Source organism: Pseudomonas sp. LY-1 (assembly GCF_053502595.1).
Genome location: NZ_CP094353.1, coordinates 4,155,865 through 4,174,587 on the forward strand (window position 1 = coordinate 4,155,865; position 18,723 = coordinate 4,174,587).

An 18,723-nucleotide genomic window follows, 5' to 3' on the forward strand; every position below is an offset into this window, starting at 1 on the left:
CTCAGTTCTCCTCGATATCAGTCGGCAATGGGCGCGGCAAGTCATCGCCGGTGGAACCATCGAGCCAGTCGACCTTGGCCATTTTGCGCACCACGACAAACTCGTCGCGGTTGCAACCGACCGTGCCGTAGTAGTTGAAACCGTAGGCCTGCTGGGCATAGCCGCCGATCATGTGGGTCGGTTTGAGCACCACGCGGGTCACCGAGTTGTGGTGGCCGCCGCGGGTCTTGGTGGTTTCCGAACCCGGCACGTTCACGATGCGTTCCTGAGCGTGGTACATCATCACCATGCCTTCCTTGACGCGCTGGCTGACCACCGCACGGGCGGTCAGTGCGCCGTTGACGTTGAAGCACTCGATCCAGTCGTTGTCCTCGATCCCGGCGCGCTTGGCGTCGATCTCCGAGAGCCACACAATCGGCCCGCCGCGGCTCAAGGTGAGCATCAGCAAGTTGTCGCTGTAGGTGCTGTGGATGCCCCACTTCTGGTGCGGAGTGATCCAGTTCAGCACGATCTCGGTTTCGCCATTGCTGCGCTTGCCCTTCACGCCTTCGATGGTCTTGGTGTTGACCGGTGGCCGGTAGCTCATTAACTGCTCGCCGAACGCCTGCATCCACGGGTGATCCTGGTAGAACTGCTGGCGGCCGGTGATGGTGCGCCATGGGATGTTTTCATGGACGTTGGTGTAGCCGGCGTTGTAGCTCACGTGTTCGTCTTCCAGGCCGGACCAGGTCGGGCTGGAGATGATCTTGCGCGGCTGCGCCTGGATATCGCGGAAGCGGATCGCTTCATGGGCCTTGGAAATCGCCAGGTGGCTGTGGTCGATGCCGGTGAATTCCGACAGCGCGGCCCAGGCTTTCAAGGCCACCTTGCCGTTGGTTTCCGGGGCCAGGGACAGGATCACCTCGGCGGCATCGATAGCGGTGTCGATTTTTGGCCGGCCATGGCTGATCCCGGCATCGTTTTCGTGATGGTTCAGTTCGCCAAGGAACTCGACTTCTTCATCGGTGTTCCAGTTGATGCCCTTGCCGCCGTTGCCGAGTTTTTCCAGCATCGGGCCCAGCGACGAGAACTGTTTGTAGATGTTCGGGTAGTCGCGTTCCACCACTGCGATGTTCGGCGCGTTCTTGCCGGGTACCGGGGCCACGCGTGCGCTTTTCCAGTCGGTGCCGCCAAACGGTTGGGCCAGTTCGCCGACGCTGTCGTGCATCAGCGGTACGGTGACCAGGTCTTGTTCCACACCCAGGTGACCGACCGACATGGCCGAGAACGCCTTGGCGATGCCTTTGTAGATTTCCCAGTCGGAACGCGATTCCCACGCCGGGTCGATAGCCGCCGACAACGGGTGGATGAACGGGTGCATGTCCGAGGTGTTCATGTCGTCTTTTTCGTACCAGGTGGCGGTCGGCAAGACGATGTCGGAATACACGCAGGTGGAGGACATGCGGAAGTCCAGCGTGGTCACCAGATCGAGCTTGCCGATGGCGCCGTCCTCGACCCATTCGGCCTCGGTGGGCTTGCATTCGGTGCTGTGGCCGATGTCTTCGTTCATCACGCCGTTCTTGGTGCCCAACAGGTACTTGAGCATGTACTCATGGCCCTTGCCCGACGAACCGAGCAGGTTGGAGCGCCAGATGAACATGTTGCGCGGGAAGTTCACCGGGCTGTCCGGCTGTTCGCAGGCAAAACGCAGGCTGCCGTCCTGCCAGGATTTGACCACGTAGTCTTTCGGCGTCATGCCGGCAGCGGCGGCCTCACGGCAGATGTGCAGCGGGTTGGTGTTGAGCTGCGGCGCGCTGGGCAACCAGCCGGCGCGTTCGGCGCGGATGTTGTAGTCCAGGGCGTGTTCGGGGAACTGCGACTTGTCGGCCAGAGGCGAGAGCACATCGTGCATGCTCATTTTTTCGTGGCGCCATTGCGAGCTGTGGCCATAGAAGAAGCTGGTGCCGTTCATCTGGCGCGGTGGGCGGTTCCAGTCCAGGCCGAAGGCCAGGGGCAGCCAGCCGCACTGCGGGCGCAGTTTTTCCTGGCCGACGTAGTGGGCCCAGCCGCCGCCGGTCTGGCCGACGCAACCGCAGAGCATGAGCATGTTGATCAGCCCGCGGTAGTTCATGTCCATGTGGTACCAGTGATTCATCGCCGCGCCGACGATGATCATTGAGCGACCCTTGGTCTTGTCGGCGTTGTCGGCGAACTCACGGGCGATCTGGATGGCTTTCTCGCGGCTGACGCCGGTGATCGCTTCCTGCCACGCCGGGGTGCCCGGCACGCTGGCGTCGTCGTAGTCCTTGGCCACGTTGTGGCCGCCCAGGCCACGGTCGATGGCCAGGTTGGCCGCCGACAGGTCGAACACGGTCGCCACCTTGGCCACGCTGCCGTCGGCCAGGGTCACGTTGTGGACCGGCACGCGGCGGTACTGCACCGCCTCGCCAGCGACGTGCTGGAAATGCTCCTGGACTTCGCCGGCGAAGTACGGGAACGCCACTTCGGCGACGTCGTCACCGATCAGGCTGAGTTTCAGGTCGATCGCGCGGCCTTCACCGCCCTCTTTGGCGAGGATGTTCCACTTGCCCTTCTCGCCCCAGCGATAGCCGATGGAGCCTTGCGGCGAGACCAGTTCGCCGCTCTCGTCGAGGGCGATGGTTTTCCATTCCGGGTTGTTGTCCTGGCCGAGGTTGCCGGTGAGGTCCGAGGCGCGCAGGAAGCGGTCCGGCTGGAAGCCTGCGCCGGGAGCGAAACCGGTCATCGGCTTGAGCATCACCAGCACCGGCAAGTCGGTGAAGCGCTTGGCGTAGTCGGTGAAGTAGGCGCTCGGCTTGTCCAGGTGAAATTCTTTGAAGATCACATGGTTGAAAGCCTGGGCCAACGCGGCGTCGGTGCCCTGCTTAGGGTTGAGCCACAGGTCGGTGAGCTTGGCCACTTCCGAATAGTCGGGGGTGATCGCCACCGTCTTGGTGCCCTTGTAGCGCACCTCGGTGAAGAAGTGCGCGTCCGGGGTACGGGTCTGCGGAACGTTGGAACCCCAGGCGATGATGTAGTTGGAGTTGTACCAGTCGGCCGATTCCGGCACGTCGGTCTGCTCGCCCCACACCATCGGCGAGGCCGGTGGCAGGTCGCAGTACCAGTCGTAGAAGCTCAGGCACACGCCGCCGATCAGCGACAGGTAACGCGAACCCGCCGCGTAGCTGACCATCGACATGGCCGGGATCGGCGAGAAGCCGACGATGCGGTCCGGGCCGTATTGTTTGATGGTGTAGACGTTGGAGGCGGCGATGATTTCATTCACCTCCTCCCAGTTCGAGCGAATGAAACCGCCCATGCCGCGCTTGCTTTTATAGGAGTCGGCCTTGGCCTTGTCCTCGACAATGCTCGCCCAGGCTTCCACCGGCGCCAGGGTCTGGCGCGCTTCACGCCACAGCTTGAGCAGCGGCTTGCGGATCTTCGGGTACTTGAGCCGGTTGGCGCTGTAGATGTACCAGCTGTAGCTCGCACCGCGCGGGCAGCCACGGGGTTCGTGGTTGGGCAGGTCGTTGCGGGTGCGCGGGTAGTCGGTCTGCTGGGTTTCCCAGGTGATCAGGCCGTTCTTCACGTAGATCTTCCACGAGCAGGAGCCGGTGCAGTTCACGCCATGGGTGGAACGCACGATCTTGTCGTACTGCCAGCGCGAACGGTAGACGTTTTCCCAGTCGCGGGACTCTTTACGGGTCTCGCCGTGGCCGTCGGAAAATTCGTTTTGTTTGCGGTTGAAGAACCGCAGTTGATCCAACAAATGACTCATGGTGCTTTCCTCATCAGGCGTGCTGCGGGGTGCGTTGCCCCGCGAATTCAGGTCGGACTAGCAGGGGGTGGCGCAACCTTTGCGGGCATACCACCACCAGGTCACGACAATGCAGCTCAGGTAGAAACCGACAAACATGTAGAAGGCCATCGCCGGGCTACCGGTGGCGGCCATGGAGGTGCCGAAGGACTTGGGAATGAAGAACGCACCGAAGGCGCCCATGGCCGAACTGAACCCCAGTACGGCGGCGGATTCCTTGCCGGCATTCTTGATGGCCTGCTCGCGCTCGGCGGCGGATTTACCGGCGCTGGCTTTCTCGTGCTGGGTGCGGAAGATCACCGGGATCATGCGGAAGGTGGAGCCGTTGCCCACGCCTGTGGTGATGAACAGCAACATGAACAGGCCGAGGAAGCCGTAGAAGTTGCCGCCCTGGCCGTTCTGCGGCAGGAAGTGCAGCACGCCGAATACCATCACGATCATCAGCACGAAGTTCCACAGGGTCACTCGCGCGCCGCCCAGTTTGTCCGCCAGCCAGCCGCCCAGTGGGCGCACCAGGGCGCCGACCAGCGGGCCGAGGAAGGCGAACTTCAACGCCACCACGTCCGGAAACGAGGTTTTGATCAGCAGCGGGAACGCCGCCGAAAAGCCGATGAACGAACCGAAGGTCGCCAGGTACAACCAGCACATCAGCCAGTTGTGCTTGCGTTTGAAGATCACCGCCTGCTCGCTGAACGAAGCGCGGGCGCTGGACAGGTCATTCATGCCGAACCAGGCCGCCACGGTGACGGTGAGGATGAACGGCACCCAGATGAACCCGGCGTTCTGCAGCCACAGCTGGCTACCGTCGGGCAGGGTTTGCGCTTGCCCGCCGACCATGCCGAACACCCCGAAGGTGATCACCAGCGGCACGCAAAACTGCATCACCGACACGCCCAGGTTACCGAGGCCGGCGTTCAGGCCCAGGGCCGTGCCTTGCTGCGCCTTGGGGTAGAAGAAGCTGATGTTGGACATGCTGGAGGCGAAGTTGCCGCCGCCAAAGCCGCACAACAAGGCGATCAGCACGAACACGCTGTAAGGGGTGTTGGGGTCTTGCACCGCGAAGCCCATCCACAGCGCCGGCAGCAACAGCGACGCGGTGCTCAGGGCAGTCCAGCGACGCCCGCCGAAGATCGGCACCATGAACGAATAGAACACCCGCAAGGTCGCGCCGGACAGGCCGGGCAACGCCGCCAGCCAGAACAGCTGGTCGGTGGTGAAGCTGAAGCCGATGGCGTTGAGGCGCACGATCACCGTGCTCCACACCATCCACACGGCGAAGGCCAGCAGCAGCGCGGGAATCGAGATCCACAGGTTGCGGGTAGCGGTCTTTTTGCCGCTGGCCCCCCAGAACGCGGGGTCCTCGGGGCGCCAGTCGTGAATCACCGGGCCCGAATCGGGCTTTTGCGCGATGGACATGTTCATTCTCCTTGGAGACGTTGGGCGGTGTTGCCCAGCAGCGGTTGTTTGCGGATTTCGCTGAGGTACATCCAGGTCAGGGACACCCAGACCACGCCGTACATCAACATGAAGCAGGACGAGCGCACGCCGGTGAGGTCCACCAGGGCGCCAAACAGAATCGGCAGCACAAAGCCCCCCAGGCCACCGGCCAGGCCGACGATGCCGGACACCGCGCCCATGTTCTGCGGGTAGTCATTGGCGATGTACTTGAACACCGAGGCTTTGCCGAACGCGAAGGCGATGCCCATCACGAACAGCAGCACGGTGAACAGGGTGGGGTTGAGGCCGATGTGCAAATCCAGGGGACCGTTGACGGTCTGCACCTGCAATTGGGTCTGCGGGTAGCTGAGCAGGAACAGGCAGACCCAGCTCACCCACAACACCCACCAGGTCACGCTCTGGGCGCCCCAGCGGTCGGACATCCAACCGCCGACCGCGCGCAGCACACCGCCGGGCAGGGAGAAACAGGCGGCCAGCAGCGCCGCGCTTTGCAGGCTGAAACCGTATTCCTGTACGTAGTACTTGGTCATCCACAATGCCAGGCCGACGTAGCCGCCGAAGACAATCGAGTAGTACTGGCAGTAGCGCCACACGGCCGGGTCTTTCAGGCACCGCAGTTGCTCGCGCAAGGTGGCGCCGCCGGCACTGCGGTGGGCCTTGTTCTCGCTGGTGAGGAACCAGAACAACAGCGCGGTGATGAACAGGATCGCGCCGAACACCTTGGGCACCAGGTGCCAGGTGCCGAGGGCGATCAGCGCCGGGGCGAGGAACTTGGTGACCGCGGCCCCGGCGTTACCGGCGCCGAACACGCCCATGGCGAAGCCCTGGTTGTCCTTGTCGAACCACTTGGCGACGTAGGCGATGCCCACCGAGAACGAACCGCCGGCCAGGCCGACAAACAGGCCCAGCACCAGGAACTGCCAATAAGCGGTGGCGTAGGTGATCAGGTACAGCGGCAGCACGCAGGCCAGCATCAACAGGAAGAACACGATGCGCCCGCCGAAGCGGTCAGTCAGCAAGCCCAGGGGCAGGCGCACCAGGGAACCGGTCAAGACCGGCGTGGCGGCCAGCAGGCCAAACTGGGTTTCGTTGAGTTGCAGCAGCTCTTTGATGGGCACGCCCAACACGGCGAACATCATCCACACCATAAAGCAGACGGTGAAGGCCAGCGTGCTCATGCCCAGCACCAAGCCTTGTCTTATACGGGGTTGAGTCACGGTATGCGCTCCGAAAGGTGATTTCATGAGCGCAGGTTAGGGGCGACACCCCCTTGGAACTTGACGCAGATCAACGTCGGCCAGGTGGGTATAAGGCTATGCTGATCCCATATACCTCTAAGGAGGTAGTTCCTATAACAAGAGAAAGTCTTTATTTATCAATGGATTGATCTCTTGTGCCGGCGTTTTCCCGTGGGAGGGTTTGCCGGCAACTCTTTAGAGGTAGTGCGCCAGGGATCGCCGTTTTCCAGCTCGTTTTTCCTTTTCAGGTGCCGCCATGCAGGCTTTCTCCCCCCTCCGACTACGCCGTGATGTTTAGCTGGCTACGCAGCTCCCTGCCCGCACGCGCCGGCTTGGCTGTGATCCTGATCGCTATCCTGGCCCTTGCCAGTTCCTTGAGTGCGGGGCTGATCGCCTGGTTCAGCCAGGGCGACGCCGCCGCAATCAACACCGCCGGCTCCGTGCGTATGGAGACCTACCACCTCAGCTGGCGGCTCGCCGCCGCCGCGCCGGCCGAAGAGATCGACAGCATCACCCAGAGCCTGCAAGGGCGCCTCGACAGCGACTCGCTCAAGGCGGTGCTGGAAGACGGCCCAAACAGCGCCCTGCTGCAGAGCTACCAACAGATCCAGCAACGCTGGAACGACGAGCTGCGCCCGGCCCTGACGCGCGGTGATACGGCGCAGTTCCAGGCCAGCGCGCCGACATTCGTCGAGCAAATGAATCAATTCGTCAGCCTGTTGCAGCAACAGAGCGAACGCAAACAAAGCTGGCAGCAAGGCATCCAGGGCCTGGCGCTGTTCAGCACGTTGATCATCCTGTTGATCGGCCTGTATGAGTTGCAGTACGGCGTGGTCAACCCTTTGCAGGAACTGGTACAGGCCACCCGGCGCTTTCGCGACGGCGATTTCAAGACCCGGGTCAACCACCGCTCCGAAGATGAGCTGGGGCAACTGGCTCTGAGCTTCAACACCATGGCCGAGACCATCGAGGCGTCCCACCGCACCCTGGAAAGCCAGGTGCGCCTCAAGACCCTCAACCTGCAACAAGCCAACGCCGCCCTCGAACTGCTGTACCAGAGCAGCAGCAGCCTGGCCACGCGCCTGGCCAATGCCGAGGGCCTGGACGAATTGATCCGGCGCTTCCAGAAACGCCTGCCGGGGTTGCGCCTGTCGTTGTGCCTGCAAGGCCACTTCCTCGCACCGGCCCAGCAGATGCTCGCCTTGCACGGCGGCGACAGCCGTAACATCTGCGCCATCGGCGATTGCGCAAGCTGCCATAAACACAAAGTGGCGCCGCCGCAGATATTCAGCATCAGCAACCAGGGCTCGGAACTCGGCGAACTCAAGGCCCACTTCGACGATGGCCACCCTCCGCAAGACTGGGAAAAGCAATTGATCCAGGCCCTGGCCAACCTGATCGGCACTTCACTGTCGCTCAAACGCCAGCGCGAACAGGACCATCGTTTGCTGCTGCTCGACGAGCGCACCATCATCGCCCGGGAACTGCACGACTCCCTGGCGCAGGCGCTGTCGTACATGAAGCTGCAAGTCAGCCGCATGCAAACCCTGATCCGCCGGGGCGAACCCGTGGAAACCCTGGCCACCGTCACCGCCGAACTGCGCGACGGCCTGAACAACGCCTACCGTCAACTGCGCGAGCTGCTGACCACCTTCCGCCTGCAAATCCACGATGCCGGGTTGGTACAGGAGCTATCGGAAACCGCCGAAGAGTTCTCCCGGCGCGGCGAATTCCAGGTCCACCTGCACGTCGACGCCCTCGCCTTCCAATTGTCGGCCAGCGAACAGATCCACTTGCTGCAGATCACCCGCGAAGCCCTGTCCAACTGCCTGCGCCACGCCCATGCGCAAAACGCCTGGCTGCAACTGCGCCAGGAGGGCGAGACCGTGAGCCTGAGCATCGAGGACGACGGCCGTGGCTTTTGCGGCGCCGTCGACCAACGCGAACACCACGGCCTGACCATCATGGACGAACGCGCGCGCAGCCTGCACGGCCAACTCGACATCAGCCCCCGCGAGCCCCAGGGCACACGGGTGCATTTACGTTTTCAACCGGAATTTCTCGGGCAACCTCTACAAGGTAACCTCCCATGAGCACACTCCCCCGCCACCGCATTTTGCTGGTCGACGATCACCCGATGATGCGCCACGGCATGCGTCAGATACTCGAACTCGAAGACGATCTGCAGGTGGTCGGCGAAGCCGGCAATGGCCAGGAAGCCCTGGACCAGATCGAAACCCTGCAACCGGACCTGGTGCTGCTGGACAACAACATGCCGCAGATGAACGGCCTGGAAACCCTGCGCCGCCTGCGCGCCATGAACTATGCGGGCAAGGTGCTGCTGTTTACCGTGTCCGATGCCGAGGATGACATTCGCGATGCACTGCGCCTGGATGCCAACGGGTATCTGCTCAAAGACATGGAGCCGGAGTTGGTGGTGGAGTTCATCCGTGATGCGTTGCATGGAGCGCTGGTGATCAGCCCCGGGTTGACGCGGGTGCTGGCCCAGGCACTGCGCTCGCCGCAACCCCATGCGGCGGTGGACTTGACGGAGCGGGAACGGCAGGTGCTGCGCACGATTGCCAGTGGCTACAGCAATAAGGTGATCGGGCATAAGTTGGGGATTACCGAAGGGACGGTGAAGGTGCATGTGAAGAATCTGCTGCATAAGTTGGGGTTGCGGTCACGGGTGGAGGCGGCGGTTTGGGCGATGGAGCACTTGCGGCAGGCGGGTTGATGGTTTTTCTGGGGATTGGGTACATATCTGTTTCTTCGGTAGCGGCGGCTGGTGGCTCCGCTCTTACAGCGGGTCATCTTGGAAAACTCCCAAAATAACCAAAGGGCTCTTGCCCCAACACTCGGCACCTCGCTAATGCTCGGGCAAGAGCAAGAGCAAGAGCAAGAACAGATCAAAAGCAGAGCAAGGTCTATCTGATCTATGGAGATCCAAATGTGGGAGGGGGCTTGCCCCCGATAGCAGTGTGTCAGCCACTACATGCATGACTGCTCCACCGCCATCGGGGGCAAGCCCCCTCCCACATTTTGACCGAGTCCAGCTTCCAGGATCAGATTGGCTATAAGTCCGCGCCTAAGAGCAAGAGCAAATACAGAATGAGGTCTATCTGACCCATGGAGATCCAAATGTGGGAGGGGGCTTGCCCCCGATAGCAGAGTGTCAGCCACTACATGCATGACTGCTCCACCGCCATCGGGGGCAAGCCCCCTCCCACATTTTTGACCGCGTTCGGCTTGCAGGATCAGGTTGGCTATAAGGCCGCGCCTAAGGGCAAGAGCAAATACAGAATGAGGTCTATCTGACCCATAGAGATCCAAATGTGAGAGGGGGCTTGCCCCCGATAGCAGTGTGTCAGCCACTACATGCATGACCGCTCCACCGCCATCGGGGGCAAGCCCCCTCTCACATTTTTGACCGCGTTCGGCTTGCAGGATCAGATTGGCTATAAGGCCGCGCCTAAGAGCAAGAGCAAATACAGAATGAGGTCTATCTGACCCATGGAGATCCAAATGTGGGAGGGGGCTTGCCCCCGATAGCAGTCTGTCAGCCACTACATGCATGACTGCTCCACCGCCATCGGGGGCAAGCCCCCTCCCACATTAAGGCCGTCTCTTTAACCCAAGCTGACCGAACGTGGGAAGAGGTACCCCCTTCGAGGCATATCCCCAAACCCCGGGCCGCCCTACCCTGATGAACCGCGGAGGCCCTTATGCTCACCCATCCCAACATCGTTCTAACCCTGCGCAGGCATCACCTGTTCAGCCGGCTGCCTGAAAAAACCTTCCAGGATGTCTGCACCCTGGCCAGTCTCAAGCGTTTGCCCAATCACACCCCGCTCATGCACCAGGGCGATCCCGCCGATCGGTTCTTTCTGCTGGTCAGCGGCCAGATCAAGCTGCACCGGGTCACTGGCGAAGGTCAGGAGCATCTGGTGGAAGTCATCCGCCCCGGCCAGACGTTTGCCGAAGCGCTGCTGTTCACCCAGGCCAAGGCGTACCCGGTGAGTGGCACCGCGCTCAAGGACAGCGTGCTGGTGAGTATCGAAGGCCAACACTATCGCCGCGCCCTGGAAGACCAACCGGCCATTTGCCTGGCGATTCTGGCGAGCATGAGTATTCACCTGCATCAGCGCCTCCAGGACATCGACACCCTGACCCTGGCCAATGCCAGTCGCCGGGTGATCAATTTCCTGTTCCAGGAGCGCGACGACGTCAGCGGTGAGGTGGTGTTGCAGGTGCCCAAGCGCCTGGTGGCGTCGAAGCTGGGGATTCAGCCGGAGACGTTTTCGAGGATTCTGCATCGGCTGGTGGAAGGCGGGTTGATCGAAGTGCGCCAACGCACCATTCGAATCCTGAACGCAGAACAGTTGATGGGGTATCAAGCCGGTTGATACCCCCTCGCGGTCAATGCCCGCTGTGCATCATCGGCATCGGTTGCTGCAACAGCGCCAGGTCGATCTGCTCGAAACGCAACAGCCGGCCACCGGTGTCCGCCGCGACTTTCTGCGCTTTGGCCTCATCGGCAAACGAAGCCAGTACCACGCCCATGGCGCCCTTGAGCCCGGTGCCGATCACGTAGTACGCGGTGCGGGCGTCGATCAGGTGCTTGTCGTCCGGGGCATTCCATTGGCTGCGGCCCATGTCGTGTACGTACAGCTTCGCGTCGTCGTGCCGGTTTTCCGGTTGCAGCCACCAGCCGAGCATTTCGGCGGTAGAACAGAATTTCTTCACCCCGCCCCGCTCCACCACTTGGCCCTTGGGCCCGGGGAATTCGTTGATCACCATACCGCACACGTGGCACTCGTCGTTGGGATGAAACGCCACCGGCGCGTCACTGAAGCTCGACTCTGGCGCCTTGTCGCAGGCGCTCATCAACAAGCCGACCAGCAAGGCCGCCACTACCCGTGTCTTGAAACCCATTTCACTCACTCCAGCAGTCATAAAAAATCCTCACGCCGCGCGGCGGCGGAACAGCCCGTAGGCCAGCGCCAGCGGCACGGCCACCCACGCCAGCAGGCACGCCCACAGGGCCAGCGGCGGTACGTCCAGGTCCGAACCCAGGGCCATGACCCCGACGGACTGGGTGCCCGTACCGAAACCCGAGAGGTTGATCAACCGATACACGTCGGTGGGGTTGAGCAGCAGCAACCAGGGCAGCCCCTGCGGGTTGAACTGGCCTTTGCTGAGCACCAGCAAGGCCAGCAGCGCCAGGTCGAAGACCAGCACGAAGAAGAACCACACGCCGAGCGCCAGCCCGGCGGCGGTGGATTTTTCCGCGCACAGGCTGCTCAGGCCATAAGCCAGCCCGAGAAAGCACCAGCCAAGCAGGGCCGAGGTCAGCATGAACCGGCCAAAGGCCCAGAGCAGCATGGCGAAGTCCACGTCGTCGACCAGCAACGCAATGGCGAGCATCGCGCAGCCGAAGCCGAGGACCGTGGCCAGCGCGAGGATCAGCCCATGGCCGACGAACTTGCCGAGCAGGATCTGCCCGCGCCCCAACGGATAGGTGAGCAACAGCAACAAGGTGCCGCTCTCGTCTTCGCCGACGATCGCGTCGTAGGCCAGCAACAGCGCGATCAGCGGCATCAGGAACGTCGCCAGGCTGGCCAGGCTGGCGATGGTCGCCGGGATCGAGGTGAAGCCCAGTTGCCCGGCGGCGGCGGCGCCCAGCCAGGCGATGCCGATGGCCAGCACCGCGAACAACAGGCTGATCGCCAACAGCCAACGGTTGCGCAGGCCGTCGCAGAACTCTTTGCGGGCCATGTTCCAGATCGGGTTCATAAGGCCGCCTCCTGTGCCGTGACCATCGCGCTGTCCATGTAATGCCGGTAGATGTCTTCAAGGGACGGCGGCAGGATTTCCACGTCGCTGGGGCTGTCCTCGGCCAGCAGTTGGCGCAGCAGTTGCACCTTGCTGCCGTTGTGCGCCGCCACTTGTAGCCCTTCGACGCCCCAGCGCCGGGTGACATGGCCGGCGGCGCTCCAGCGTTGTTGCAGCGATTCGACGCGCTGCAAGCCGCAGGTGCGGATCAGCGTCGGCAAGCCGGCCTCGGCGCGCAACTGCGCCAGGCTGCCCAAGGCCAGCAGGCGGCCCTGGGTCAGGATCGCCGCACGGTTGATGTGCGCCTCGACGCCCGGCAGCACGTGGGAGCACAGGATGGTGCTGGTGCCGGCCGCACGCAGGCGGTCGAGCAGGCGATACAAGTCCTGGGTGGCGAACGGGTCGAGGCCCACGGTAGGTTCGTCGAGCAGCAACAGGCGCGGCTCGCCGAGCAAGGCCTGGGCCAACCCGAGGCGCTGGCGCATGCCCTTGGAATAGGTCTTGACCCGCCGCCCTGCCGCCGCAGTCAGGCCGACGTCGTCCAGCAGGCTGTCGACCTGATGCATCGGCGCGCCCTTGAGCCGGGCGAAGTGACGCAGGGTTTCGACGCCGCTCAACTGTGCATAGAACGTGACGTTTTCCGGCAGGTAACCGAGCCAGCGGCGCACGTGGGGATCACTCGGCGCACGGCCGAACACCCGCACCTCGCCGGCGCTGGCGCGCAGCAGGCCGAGCACCAGCTTCATCGCCGTGGTCTTGCCCGCGCCGTTGTGCCCGAACAACCCCAGGACTTCGCCGGGGGCCAGGCTCAGGTTCAGGTCGTGCAGTACCGTGGCACGCCCATAGCGCTGGCTGACGCCTTCGATCTCGACGACATTCATCATGCAGGTTCCTTCTGAGTGGGGGCTTGCATCAGGGGGTGGCTGTCCATCACACCCGGCGACTTCATCACCGGAAACGCACGTTGCACCCAGCGCAGCAACTCGATGCCGGGGCTGTTCATCAAGAGCCGCACCTGGGGGTACAACCACAGCAGGCGGTCGACGTTGTCGTTCGGCTCATACGCCACATCGCCGAGGCCATCGCCGTTGCGGTCCCAGCCGAGGTAGTCGCTCCAGTAGTTGCCCCGGCCGTCCGCCGACCATTCCTGCAAGCGGCTGGCGACGTATTTGACCTGGCGCTGGTTGTCGATGAAGGCGTTGCCGGCGATGCGGTTGTCTTCGGAGCCGGCGGTCAGGTGAATGCCCACCGCGCTGCGCGCGAAGCGGTTGTTTTCGATGCGGTTGAACAGCGAGTTGTAGATGAACAGTGCCTTGCCTTCGCCGCCGGCGATCATGGTGTCGCCGGTGGAGCCGTCGCGCACATCGGTGACGACGTTGCCCTGCAAGGTCGAATAGGTGATGTAGTTCATCAGGATGCCGTAGTTCTGGTCCTGCTCGGAGCGATTGCCGATCACCGTCAGCTTGCGGCTTTGCATCAACGCATAGCCGGTGCGGGTGCGGCGGGTGGTGTTGCCCAGGACCTGGTTGTCGTTGGCAAACATGTAGTGGATGCCGTAGCGCAGGTCTTCCAGGGTGTTGCCTTGCAGCAGGTTGCCGTTGGAGGTGTCGATGTAGATGCCGTCGCGGGTGTCGCGCACATGGTTATCGATGACGCGGGCACCGTGTACCGCGTACAGGTGAATGCCGTTGCCCCGGTCCTGCGAACGTACCGAGGTGTCACCCTGGATGCGGTTGCCGATCACGCTCACGTCCTGGGTGCCATCGACCCAGATGCCAAAGCCCTGGCCTTGCAGGCGGTTGCCCAGCACTTGCGCGCCACGCGCCTGGGGCTGGATGAACACAGCGGCGTTCATGGCCGTGAGGTCGTCGCCCCAATCGAGGAACGTGCAGCCTTGGACGCTGACATCCGGCGCGCTGATCAGCAGGCCGTTGCCCTGCCCTTCGGCCTGGAAGATGGCGCCGGGGGCGCAGGTCAATTGCAGCGGTTGGTCGATGCGGAATGAGCCCCGGTACTCGCCGGCAGGCAAGCGCCAACGGTTGGGGCCGTCGGCTTGCAGGGGTAAGTCGGTGATGGGGCGAACGGCGGCGACCGCTCCCGCCGAAGCCACTATCAGCATCACCAGGATGACGAGTGATCGAGCCACGATGATGTCCTCTTAAAGGAAATACGGCTAAAAGTGGGAGGGACGGTGCGACGATTCGACTTGCTCCCGATGAGGGTGTGTCAGTTGATGCATCTGTGACTGATTCACCGCCATCGGGAGCAAGTCGAATCGTCGCACCGTCCCTCCCTCATTTGCCTTGTGTCGTTTCTCAAACAGCGTGTCAGGCGGGCTCGACCTTCATCCGCCCGACCATTTCCATGTGCAGGGCATGGCAGAACCAGCTGCAGTAGTACCAATGCAGCCCGGGCTTGTCGGCAATGAATGTGATCGACGAGGTCTGCTGCGGGCTGATCTCCATGCTCGCGCCGTGGTTGACCATGACAAAGCCGTGGGTCACGTCTTCGATCATGTCGATATTGGTGATGGTCACGGTGACTTCATTGCCCTGTTTGACGGTGAACTCCGAAAGCCCGTAGGCCGGGGCCATGGAGGTCATGTACACGCGCACCTTGTTGCCGTCGCGGATCACCTTGCTGTCGGTTTCCAGGTTGATCCCGTCCTTCTTGGCGATGGCCACCGTTTCGGCGAAGAATGGATCGTTGCGCTCCCAGATTTTCTTGGTCTTGATCTGGTCGCGGCGCGCCATCACACAGTCATGGGGTTCGGCGAAGGCCGGGCCGTCGTGGACCAGTTTCATTTCATCGCCGGAGATGTCGATCAACTGGTCGTTTTCCGGGTGCAGCGGGCCGGTGGGCAGGAAGCGGTCCTTGGAGAACTTGCTCAAGACCACCAGCCACTGGCCGTCGGCGTCGCGGGTTTCGGTCAGCGACGCATGGTTGTGACCGGGCTGGTACTGCACATCGAGCTTCTGCTTGATGTAGTTGACCTTCTCGCCGCCATAGGCACGGATGGCCTCGGCGATGTTCCACTTGACCACCTGGCTGTCGATGAACAGCGTGGTGTAGGCAAAGCCGCGTCCGTCGTAGGTGGTGTGCAGCGGGCCCAGGCCCAGCTCCGGTTCACCGACCACCACACCGCGCGGGTCGCTGATCTTGCCGCTGAACAGGTCGTCGAGTTTGTCGATGGCGATAATGGTGCAGGTCGGCGACAGCTTGCCGTTGGCGATGAAGTACTTGCCATCCGGCGAGGTGTTGCAGCCGTGGGGGTTTTTCGGCACCGGAATGTAGCGGGTGAACTCGCTGTCCTTGCCGTCCTCGGATTTGCGTCCGTCCACCACCGGCACCTTGACGCCGTCCACATTGATGAACTTGCCGGCCTTGATCGCCGCTTCGATGCGCGGGATGTTGAACACCACCACCCAATCGCGCTCATTGCGCATCATGCCGGCCAGGTCGGTGGCCTTTTCCGAGTTGTAGCAGGTGGCCGCTGCGTACTTGCCGGTGTAGTCCATGTCGGCGTTGTCGAGGTTGCCGTCGACGATCACCTGGAAGGCCATCTCCATTTTTTCCGCATCGATGGCGTTGAACATGGTGAAGCTGTTGCGATCCTGCAGGTCGAAGTTTCGGCCGTCATTGGGGTGCGGGATGATGAATTCGGCGTTGCAGAACACGTACTTGGTGTAGGGCACCTTTTGCAGGCGCAGGCCGTGGATGGCCTGGACGTTCGGTACGGTGAGGATTTTGTCGCACTTCATGATATCCAGGCGGATGCGCGCCACCCGGCTGTTGGCCTTGTCATTGATAAACAGGTACTTGCCGTCGTAGTGGCCGTCGGTGGTGGACAAGTGCGGGTGATGGCAATCGCCGTTGGAGTACTTGGCGCCCTCGCCGAGGATGCGCTTGCTCTCGTTGGTCAGGCCCCAACCGGTGGCCGAATCGACGTTGAACACCGGGATACGCATCAGCTCGCGCATCGACGGGACGCCCATCACCCGCACTTCGCCCTGGTGACCGCCACTCCAGAAGCCGTAGTAGTCGTCGAGCTGGCCGGGTTCCACATGGATTTTCGATTTGGCGTCCTTGGCCGCCGCCGCGAAGGATTCACGGGTAAACACCGCGCCGCCGAGGGCCGATGCACCCGCCAGCACGGCGCCGGTCACCGCACCGGTGCCGAGGAAACTGCGCCGGGTCAGGCCGTCATGTTTATCGTCTGTATCGTTCATGGGTTGCTCCTTCAAGTGTTGGGATTGATCTGCACTACGGGAATCTGTTCGGGCGCCGCCTTGTTGCGCTTCTTGCGTTTGTTGATCAGCGGCGGGCATTTGTTTTCGTTGTGCCAGGTCATCTGGCAGTCGAGGCAGTAGTGGCATTCGTTGGCGTTGATATGGCCGTCCGGGTGGATCGCCTGGATCTCGCATTCCTTCGCGCACAGCTGGCACGGGTTGCCGCATTCCTGGCGCCGCTTGAGCCAATCGAACAGGCGGAATTTGCTGGGGATCGCCAGGGCGGCGCCGAGGGGACAGAGGTAGCGGCAGTAGACTTTGCGGGTGAACAGGTTGATCACCAGCAACGCCACGGCGTAGAGCACAAACCACCACTGGCGGTCGAACTTGAGCGTGATGGCGGTCTTGAACGGTTCCACTTCGGCAAAGCGTTCGGCGGTGGCCATGGATTCCAGGGAGAGGCCGAACAGCACCAGCAGGATCAGGTACTTGATCGCCCACAGCCGTTCATGCACCGCGAAGGGCAATTCGAACTGGCGGATCTTCAGGCGGCGCGCGGCCTCGTTGAGCAGTTCCTGCAAGGCCCCGAACGGGCACAGCCAGCCGCAGAACACCCCACGCCCCCACAACAGGATGCTGGCGGCGGTGAAGACCCAGAGCATGAAGATCAGCGGGTCGGTGAGAAACAGTTCCCAGCGGAAGTCCTGGACCAGCGCATGCACGAAGGTCAGCACATTGACCACCGACAACTGCCCCAGCGCATACCAGCCGATGAACCCCACGGTAAACACCAGGTAGCCGCGGCGCAGCCAGTGCAGCAGGCGCGGGCGCCGGGCCAGGCTGTCCTGCAGGAACAGGATCGCGGTAAGCAGCAGCAGCGCGACGCCGAGCACCATGACCTGCACCTGTTTCTGGTACCAGATGCTCAACCACAGTGGGCGGCTGGCCTCATCCAGCGCGGCTTGTTCGGCGGCGGTGGGCAGCGGCCGTTCCAGGTACTGTTCGGGCATCTGGTAAGGCAGTTCGAAGCTGCTGAACGTGCCGCTGACCGGGCCGGTCTGGCGCCGCACCAGCAGTTCCAGGGTCCAGGGCGAGCCTGGGTCGAAGCCGGCCTGCGGGCGCACGATGAATACCGACATCTCGTCGAAGGCCGGGATGCCCTCGGCGTAGACATCGTCGATGCGCTGGTGGTCGAGGTCGCGGAAGCTGATCACGTTGCCGAACTGGCGCAACTGCACCCGGTCGAAAATCCCGCCGCGCACATAACCCGAACCCTTGAACGAAAACAGCCCACGGCCGAGCACGGCGATGGCCTGTTCGCCGGGTTTGAGCCCCTGCATCAGGGTGCGGTAGTGCTCTTCGCCCAGCAGGTTGCGGCCGATGCTCGGCGGGTTGATGTCGGCCACATAGAGGTCGATGAAGGTCTCGTCCGCGGCCTCGGCGCCTTCGGCGGCGGTGTCCTTGAAGGCCGCGTCGACCTGGCCCCGGGTCAAATGCAGGCGGCGGATCGCGCCATTGCCGGTCAATTGTGCCCAGGTGGCGGGGTCAAACCGGTCGGTGCGGATCAGCGCGACTTTCTGCGCGGTCGCGGCCTTGCCGTCGATCAGCTTGAGCCACACCGCCACGTCATGGGCCGCCCGCATCACCACTTCATTGACCACCATCGCGGTCACGGTCGCGCCGGCAATCGCGTCCACCGTCACCGCCTTCGGATCGCTGGAACGCCCGACCACCACGCGCTGGCGCACATCGACACCGGAATAGTGCGCGGTAAATTCGTGCAGTTTGATCTCGGGAATACCGATCAACAGGATCGGCTCGTGGTGTTCCAGCACGTAGGCATCGCGGATCACCCCGGCGGCGTCGAGGATCACCAGGGTGTTGATCGGCTTGCCTGAATACGCCGGGATCGCCACCACATCCAGGCTCTGGAACACGTAGCCGATGGGCTTGCCGGCAGTCGAAATGGTCCGCACCTTGAACGGCCCGTCGGGTGCGGAGACCGCATCCTGGGCGGGGAAAGCGCGTTCGATACGCTGCTGTTCGATGTCGCCGTAAGGCCGGGCCTGGGCGGTGAAGCTGGTGATGAGCAACACCACCAGCAGCGTCAGCCAGTGGCGTGTCAAGCGCGCGGAGCGAGTCATGGAGT

General features: G+C 62.7%; 12 protein-coding genes. 3 read left to right on the top strand and 9 right to left on the bottom strand.

From position 1 onward, the window contains the following. Position 1: 1 nt before the first annotated feature. The 3 genes from MOQ67_RS18880 to MOQ67_RS18890 are packed head-to-tail and all read right to left on the bottom strand — an operon-like array spanning position 2 to position 6,489. Positions 2 to 3,775: a nitrate reductase subunit alpha gene (locus MOQ67_RS18880; RefSeq protein WP_017849324.1), complete on the bottom strand. Its 3,774-nt coding sequence runs from the start codon at positions 3,773 to 3,775 to the stop codon at positions 2 to 4. Positions 3,776 to 3,832: 57 nt separating this feature from the next. Next, a complete protein-coding gene (locus MOQ67_RS18885) occupies positions 3,833 to 5,230 on the bottom strand; it encodes a NarK family nitrate/nitrite MFS transporter (RefSeq protein WP_046489190.1) in 1,398 nt (465 codons plus the stop codon). A gap of 2 nt (positions 5,231 to 5,232) precedes the next feature. Further along, positions 5,233 to 6,489, bottom strand: a complete 1,257-nt coding sequence (locus MOQ67_RS18890; RefSeq protein WP_032804979.1) for an MFS transporter — start codon at positions 6,487 to 6,489, stop codon at positions 5,233 to 5,235. A gap of 311 nt (positions 6,490 to 6,800) precedes the next feature. Here MOQ67_RS18890 and MOQ67_RS18895 point away from each other — a divergent pair, with 311 nt between their 5' ends. The 3 genes from MOQ67_RS18895 (at position 6,801) to MOQ67_RS18905 (ending at position 10,916) form a co-directional block, all read left to right on the top strand. After that, entirely contained in the window at positions 6,801 to 8,603 is a 1,803-nt protein-coding gene (locus MOQ67_RS18895; protein ID WP_126587235.1) for a HAMP domain-containing protein, read from the top strand. Next, positions 8,600 to 9,247, top strand: coding sequence for a two-component system response regulator NarL (narL, locus tag MOQ67_RS18900; protein ID WP_017849328.1), 648 nt, complete (start codon positions 8,600 to 8,602; stop codon positions 9,245 to 9,247). Before MOQ67_RS18895 ends, narL begins: the two co-directional genes overlap by 4 nt. A gap of 988 nt (positions 9,248 to 10,235) precedes the next feature. Next, complete coding sequence (locus tag MOQ67_RS18905; RefSeq protein ID WP_046383082.1) at positions 10,236 to 10,916, top strand: Crp/Fnr family transcriptional regulator; 681 nt, start codon at positions 10,236 to 10,238, stop codon at positions 10,914 to 10,916. A 13-nt stretch (positions 10,917 to 10,929) separates the two neighbouring features. On the opposite strand, the gene MOQ67_RS18910 is transcribed toward MOQ67_RS18905, so the two are convergent. The 6 genes from MOQ67_RS18910 to nosR all read right to left on the bottom strand — a co-directional run bounded on the left by MOQ67_RS18910 (position 10,930) and on the right by nosR (position 18,718). Next, entirely contained in the window at positions 10,930 to 11,445 is a 516-nt protein-coding gene (locus MOQ67_RS18910; RefSeq protein ID WP_017849330.1) for a nitrous oxide reductase accessory protein NosL, read from the bottom strand. 30 nt (positions 11,446 to 11,475) lie between these two features. Next, positions 11,476 to 12,306 (bottom strand): ABC transporter permease, encoded by an 831-nt coding sequence (locus tag MOQ67_RS18915; RefSeq protein WP_046383080.1) that lies wholly within the window; start codon positions 12,304 to 12,306, stop codon positions 11,476 to 11,478. Continuing rightward, positions 12,303 to 13,226, bottom strand: coding sequence for an ABC transporter ATP-binding protein (locus MOQ67_RS18920; RefSeq protein ID WP_017849332.1), 924 nt, complete (start codon positions 13,224 to 13,226; stop codon positions 12,303 to 12,305). The genes MOQ67_RS18915 and MOQ67_RS18920 overlap by 4 nt, the downstream gene beginning before the upstream one ends. Beyond that, positions 13,226 to 14,464, bottom strand: coding sequence for a nitrous oxide reductase family maturation protein NosD (locus MOQ67_RS18925; RefSeq protein ID WP_198717791.1), 1,239 nt, complete (start codon positions 14,462 to 14,464; stop codon positions 13,226 to 13,228). The genes MOQ67_RS18920 and MOQ67_RS18925 overlap by 1 nt, the downstream gene beginning before the upstream one ends. A gap of 208 nt (positions 14,465 to 14,672) precedes the next feature. After that, on the bottom strand, positions 14,673 to 16,574 hold the full coding sequence (gene nosZ / locus MOQ67_RS18930; protein ID WP_017849334.1) for a TAT-dependent nitrous-oxide reductase: 1,902 nt from the start codon (positions 16,572 to 16,574) through the stop codon (positions 14,673 to 14,675). Between the two features lie 11 nt (positions 16,575 to 16,585). Continuing rightward, a complete protein-coding gene (nosR, locus tag MOQ67_RS18935; RefSeq protein WP_017849335.1) occupies positions 16,586 to 18,718 on the bottom strand; it encodes a transcriptional regulator NosR in 2,133 nt (710 codons plus the stop codon). Positions 18,719 to 18,723 lie beyond the last annotated feature (5 nt).

Coding starts and splice junctions, on each gene's coding strand:
- MOQ67_RS18915 (WP_046383080.1), bottom strand. CDS start 12,306: ATGAACCCGATCTGGAACATGGCCCGCAAAGAGTTCTGCGACGGCCTG.
- MOQ67_RS18925 (WP_198717791.1), bottom strand. CDS start 14,464: ATGCTGATAGTGGCTTCGGCGGGAGCGGTCGCCGCCGTTCGCCCCATC.
- nosR (WP_017849335.1), bottom strand. CDS start 18,718: ATGACTCGCTCCGCGCGCTTGACACGCCACTGGCTGACGCTGCTGGTG.
- MOQ67_RS18910 (WP_017849330.1), bottom strand. CDS start 11,445: ATGGGTTTCAAGACACGGGTAGTGGCGGCCTTGCTGGTCGGCTTGTTG.
- MOQ67_RS18920 (WP_017849332.1), bottom strand. CDS start 13,226: ATGAATGTCGTCGAGATCGAAGGCGTCAGCCAGCGCTATGGGCGTGCC.
- MOQ67_RS18905 (WP_046383082.1), top strand. CDS start 10,236: ATGCTCACCCATCCCAACATCGTTCTAACCCTGCGCAGGCATCACCTG.
- MOQ67_RS18880 (WP_017849324.1), bottom strand. CDS start 3,775: ATGAGTCATTTGTTGGATCAACTGCGGTTCTTCAACCGCAAACAAAAC.
- MOQ67_RS18885 (WP_046489190.1), bottom strand. CDS start 5,230: ATGTCCATCGCGCAAAAGCCCGATTCGGGCCCGGTGATTCACGACTGG.
- nosZ (WP_017849334.1), bottom strand. CDS start 16,574: ATGAACGATACAGACGATAAACATGACGGCCTGACCCGGCGCAGTTTC.
- MOQ67_RS18895 (WP_126587235.1), top strand. CDS start 6,801: ATGTTTAGCTGGCTACGCAGCTCCCTGCCCGCACGCGCCGGCTTGGCT.
- narL (WP_017849328.1), top strand. CDS start 8,600: ATGAGCACACTCCCCCGCCACCGCATTTTGCTGGTCGACGATCACCCG.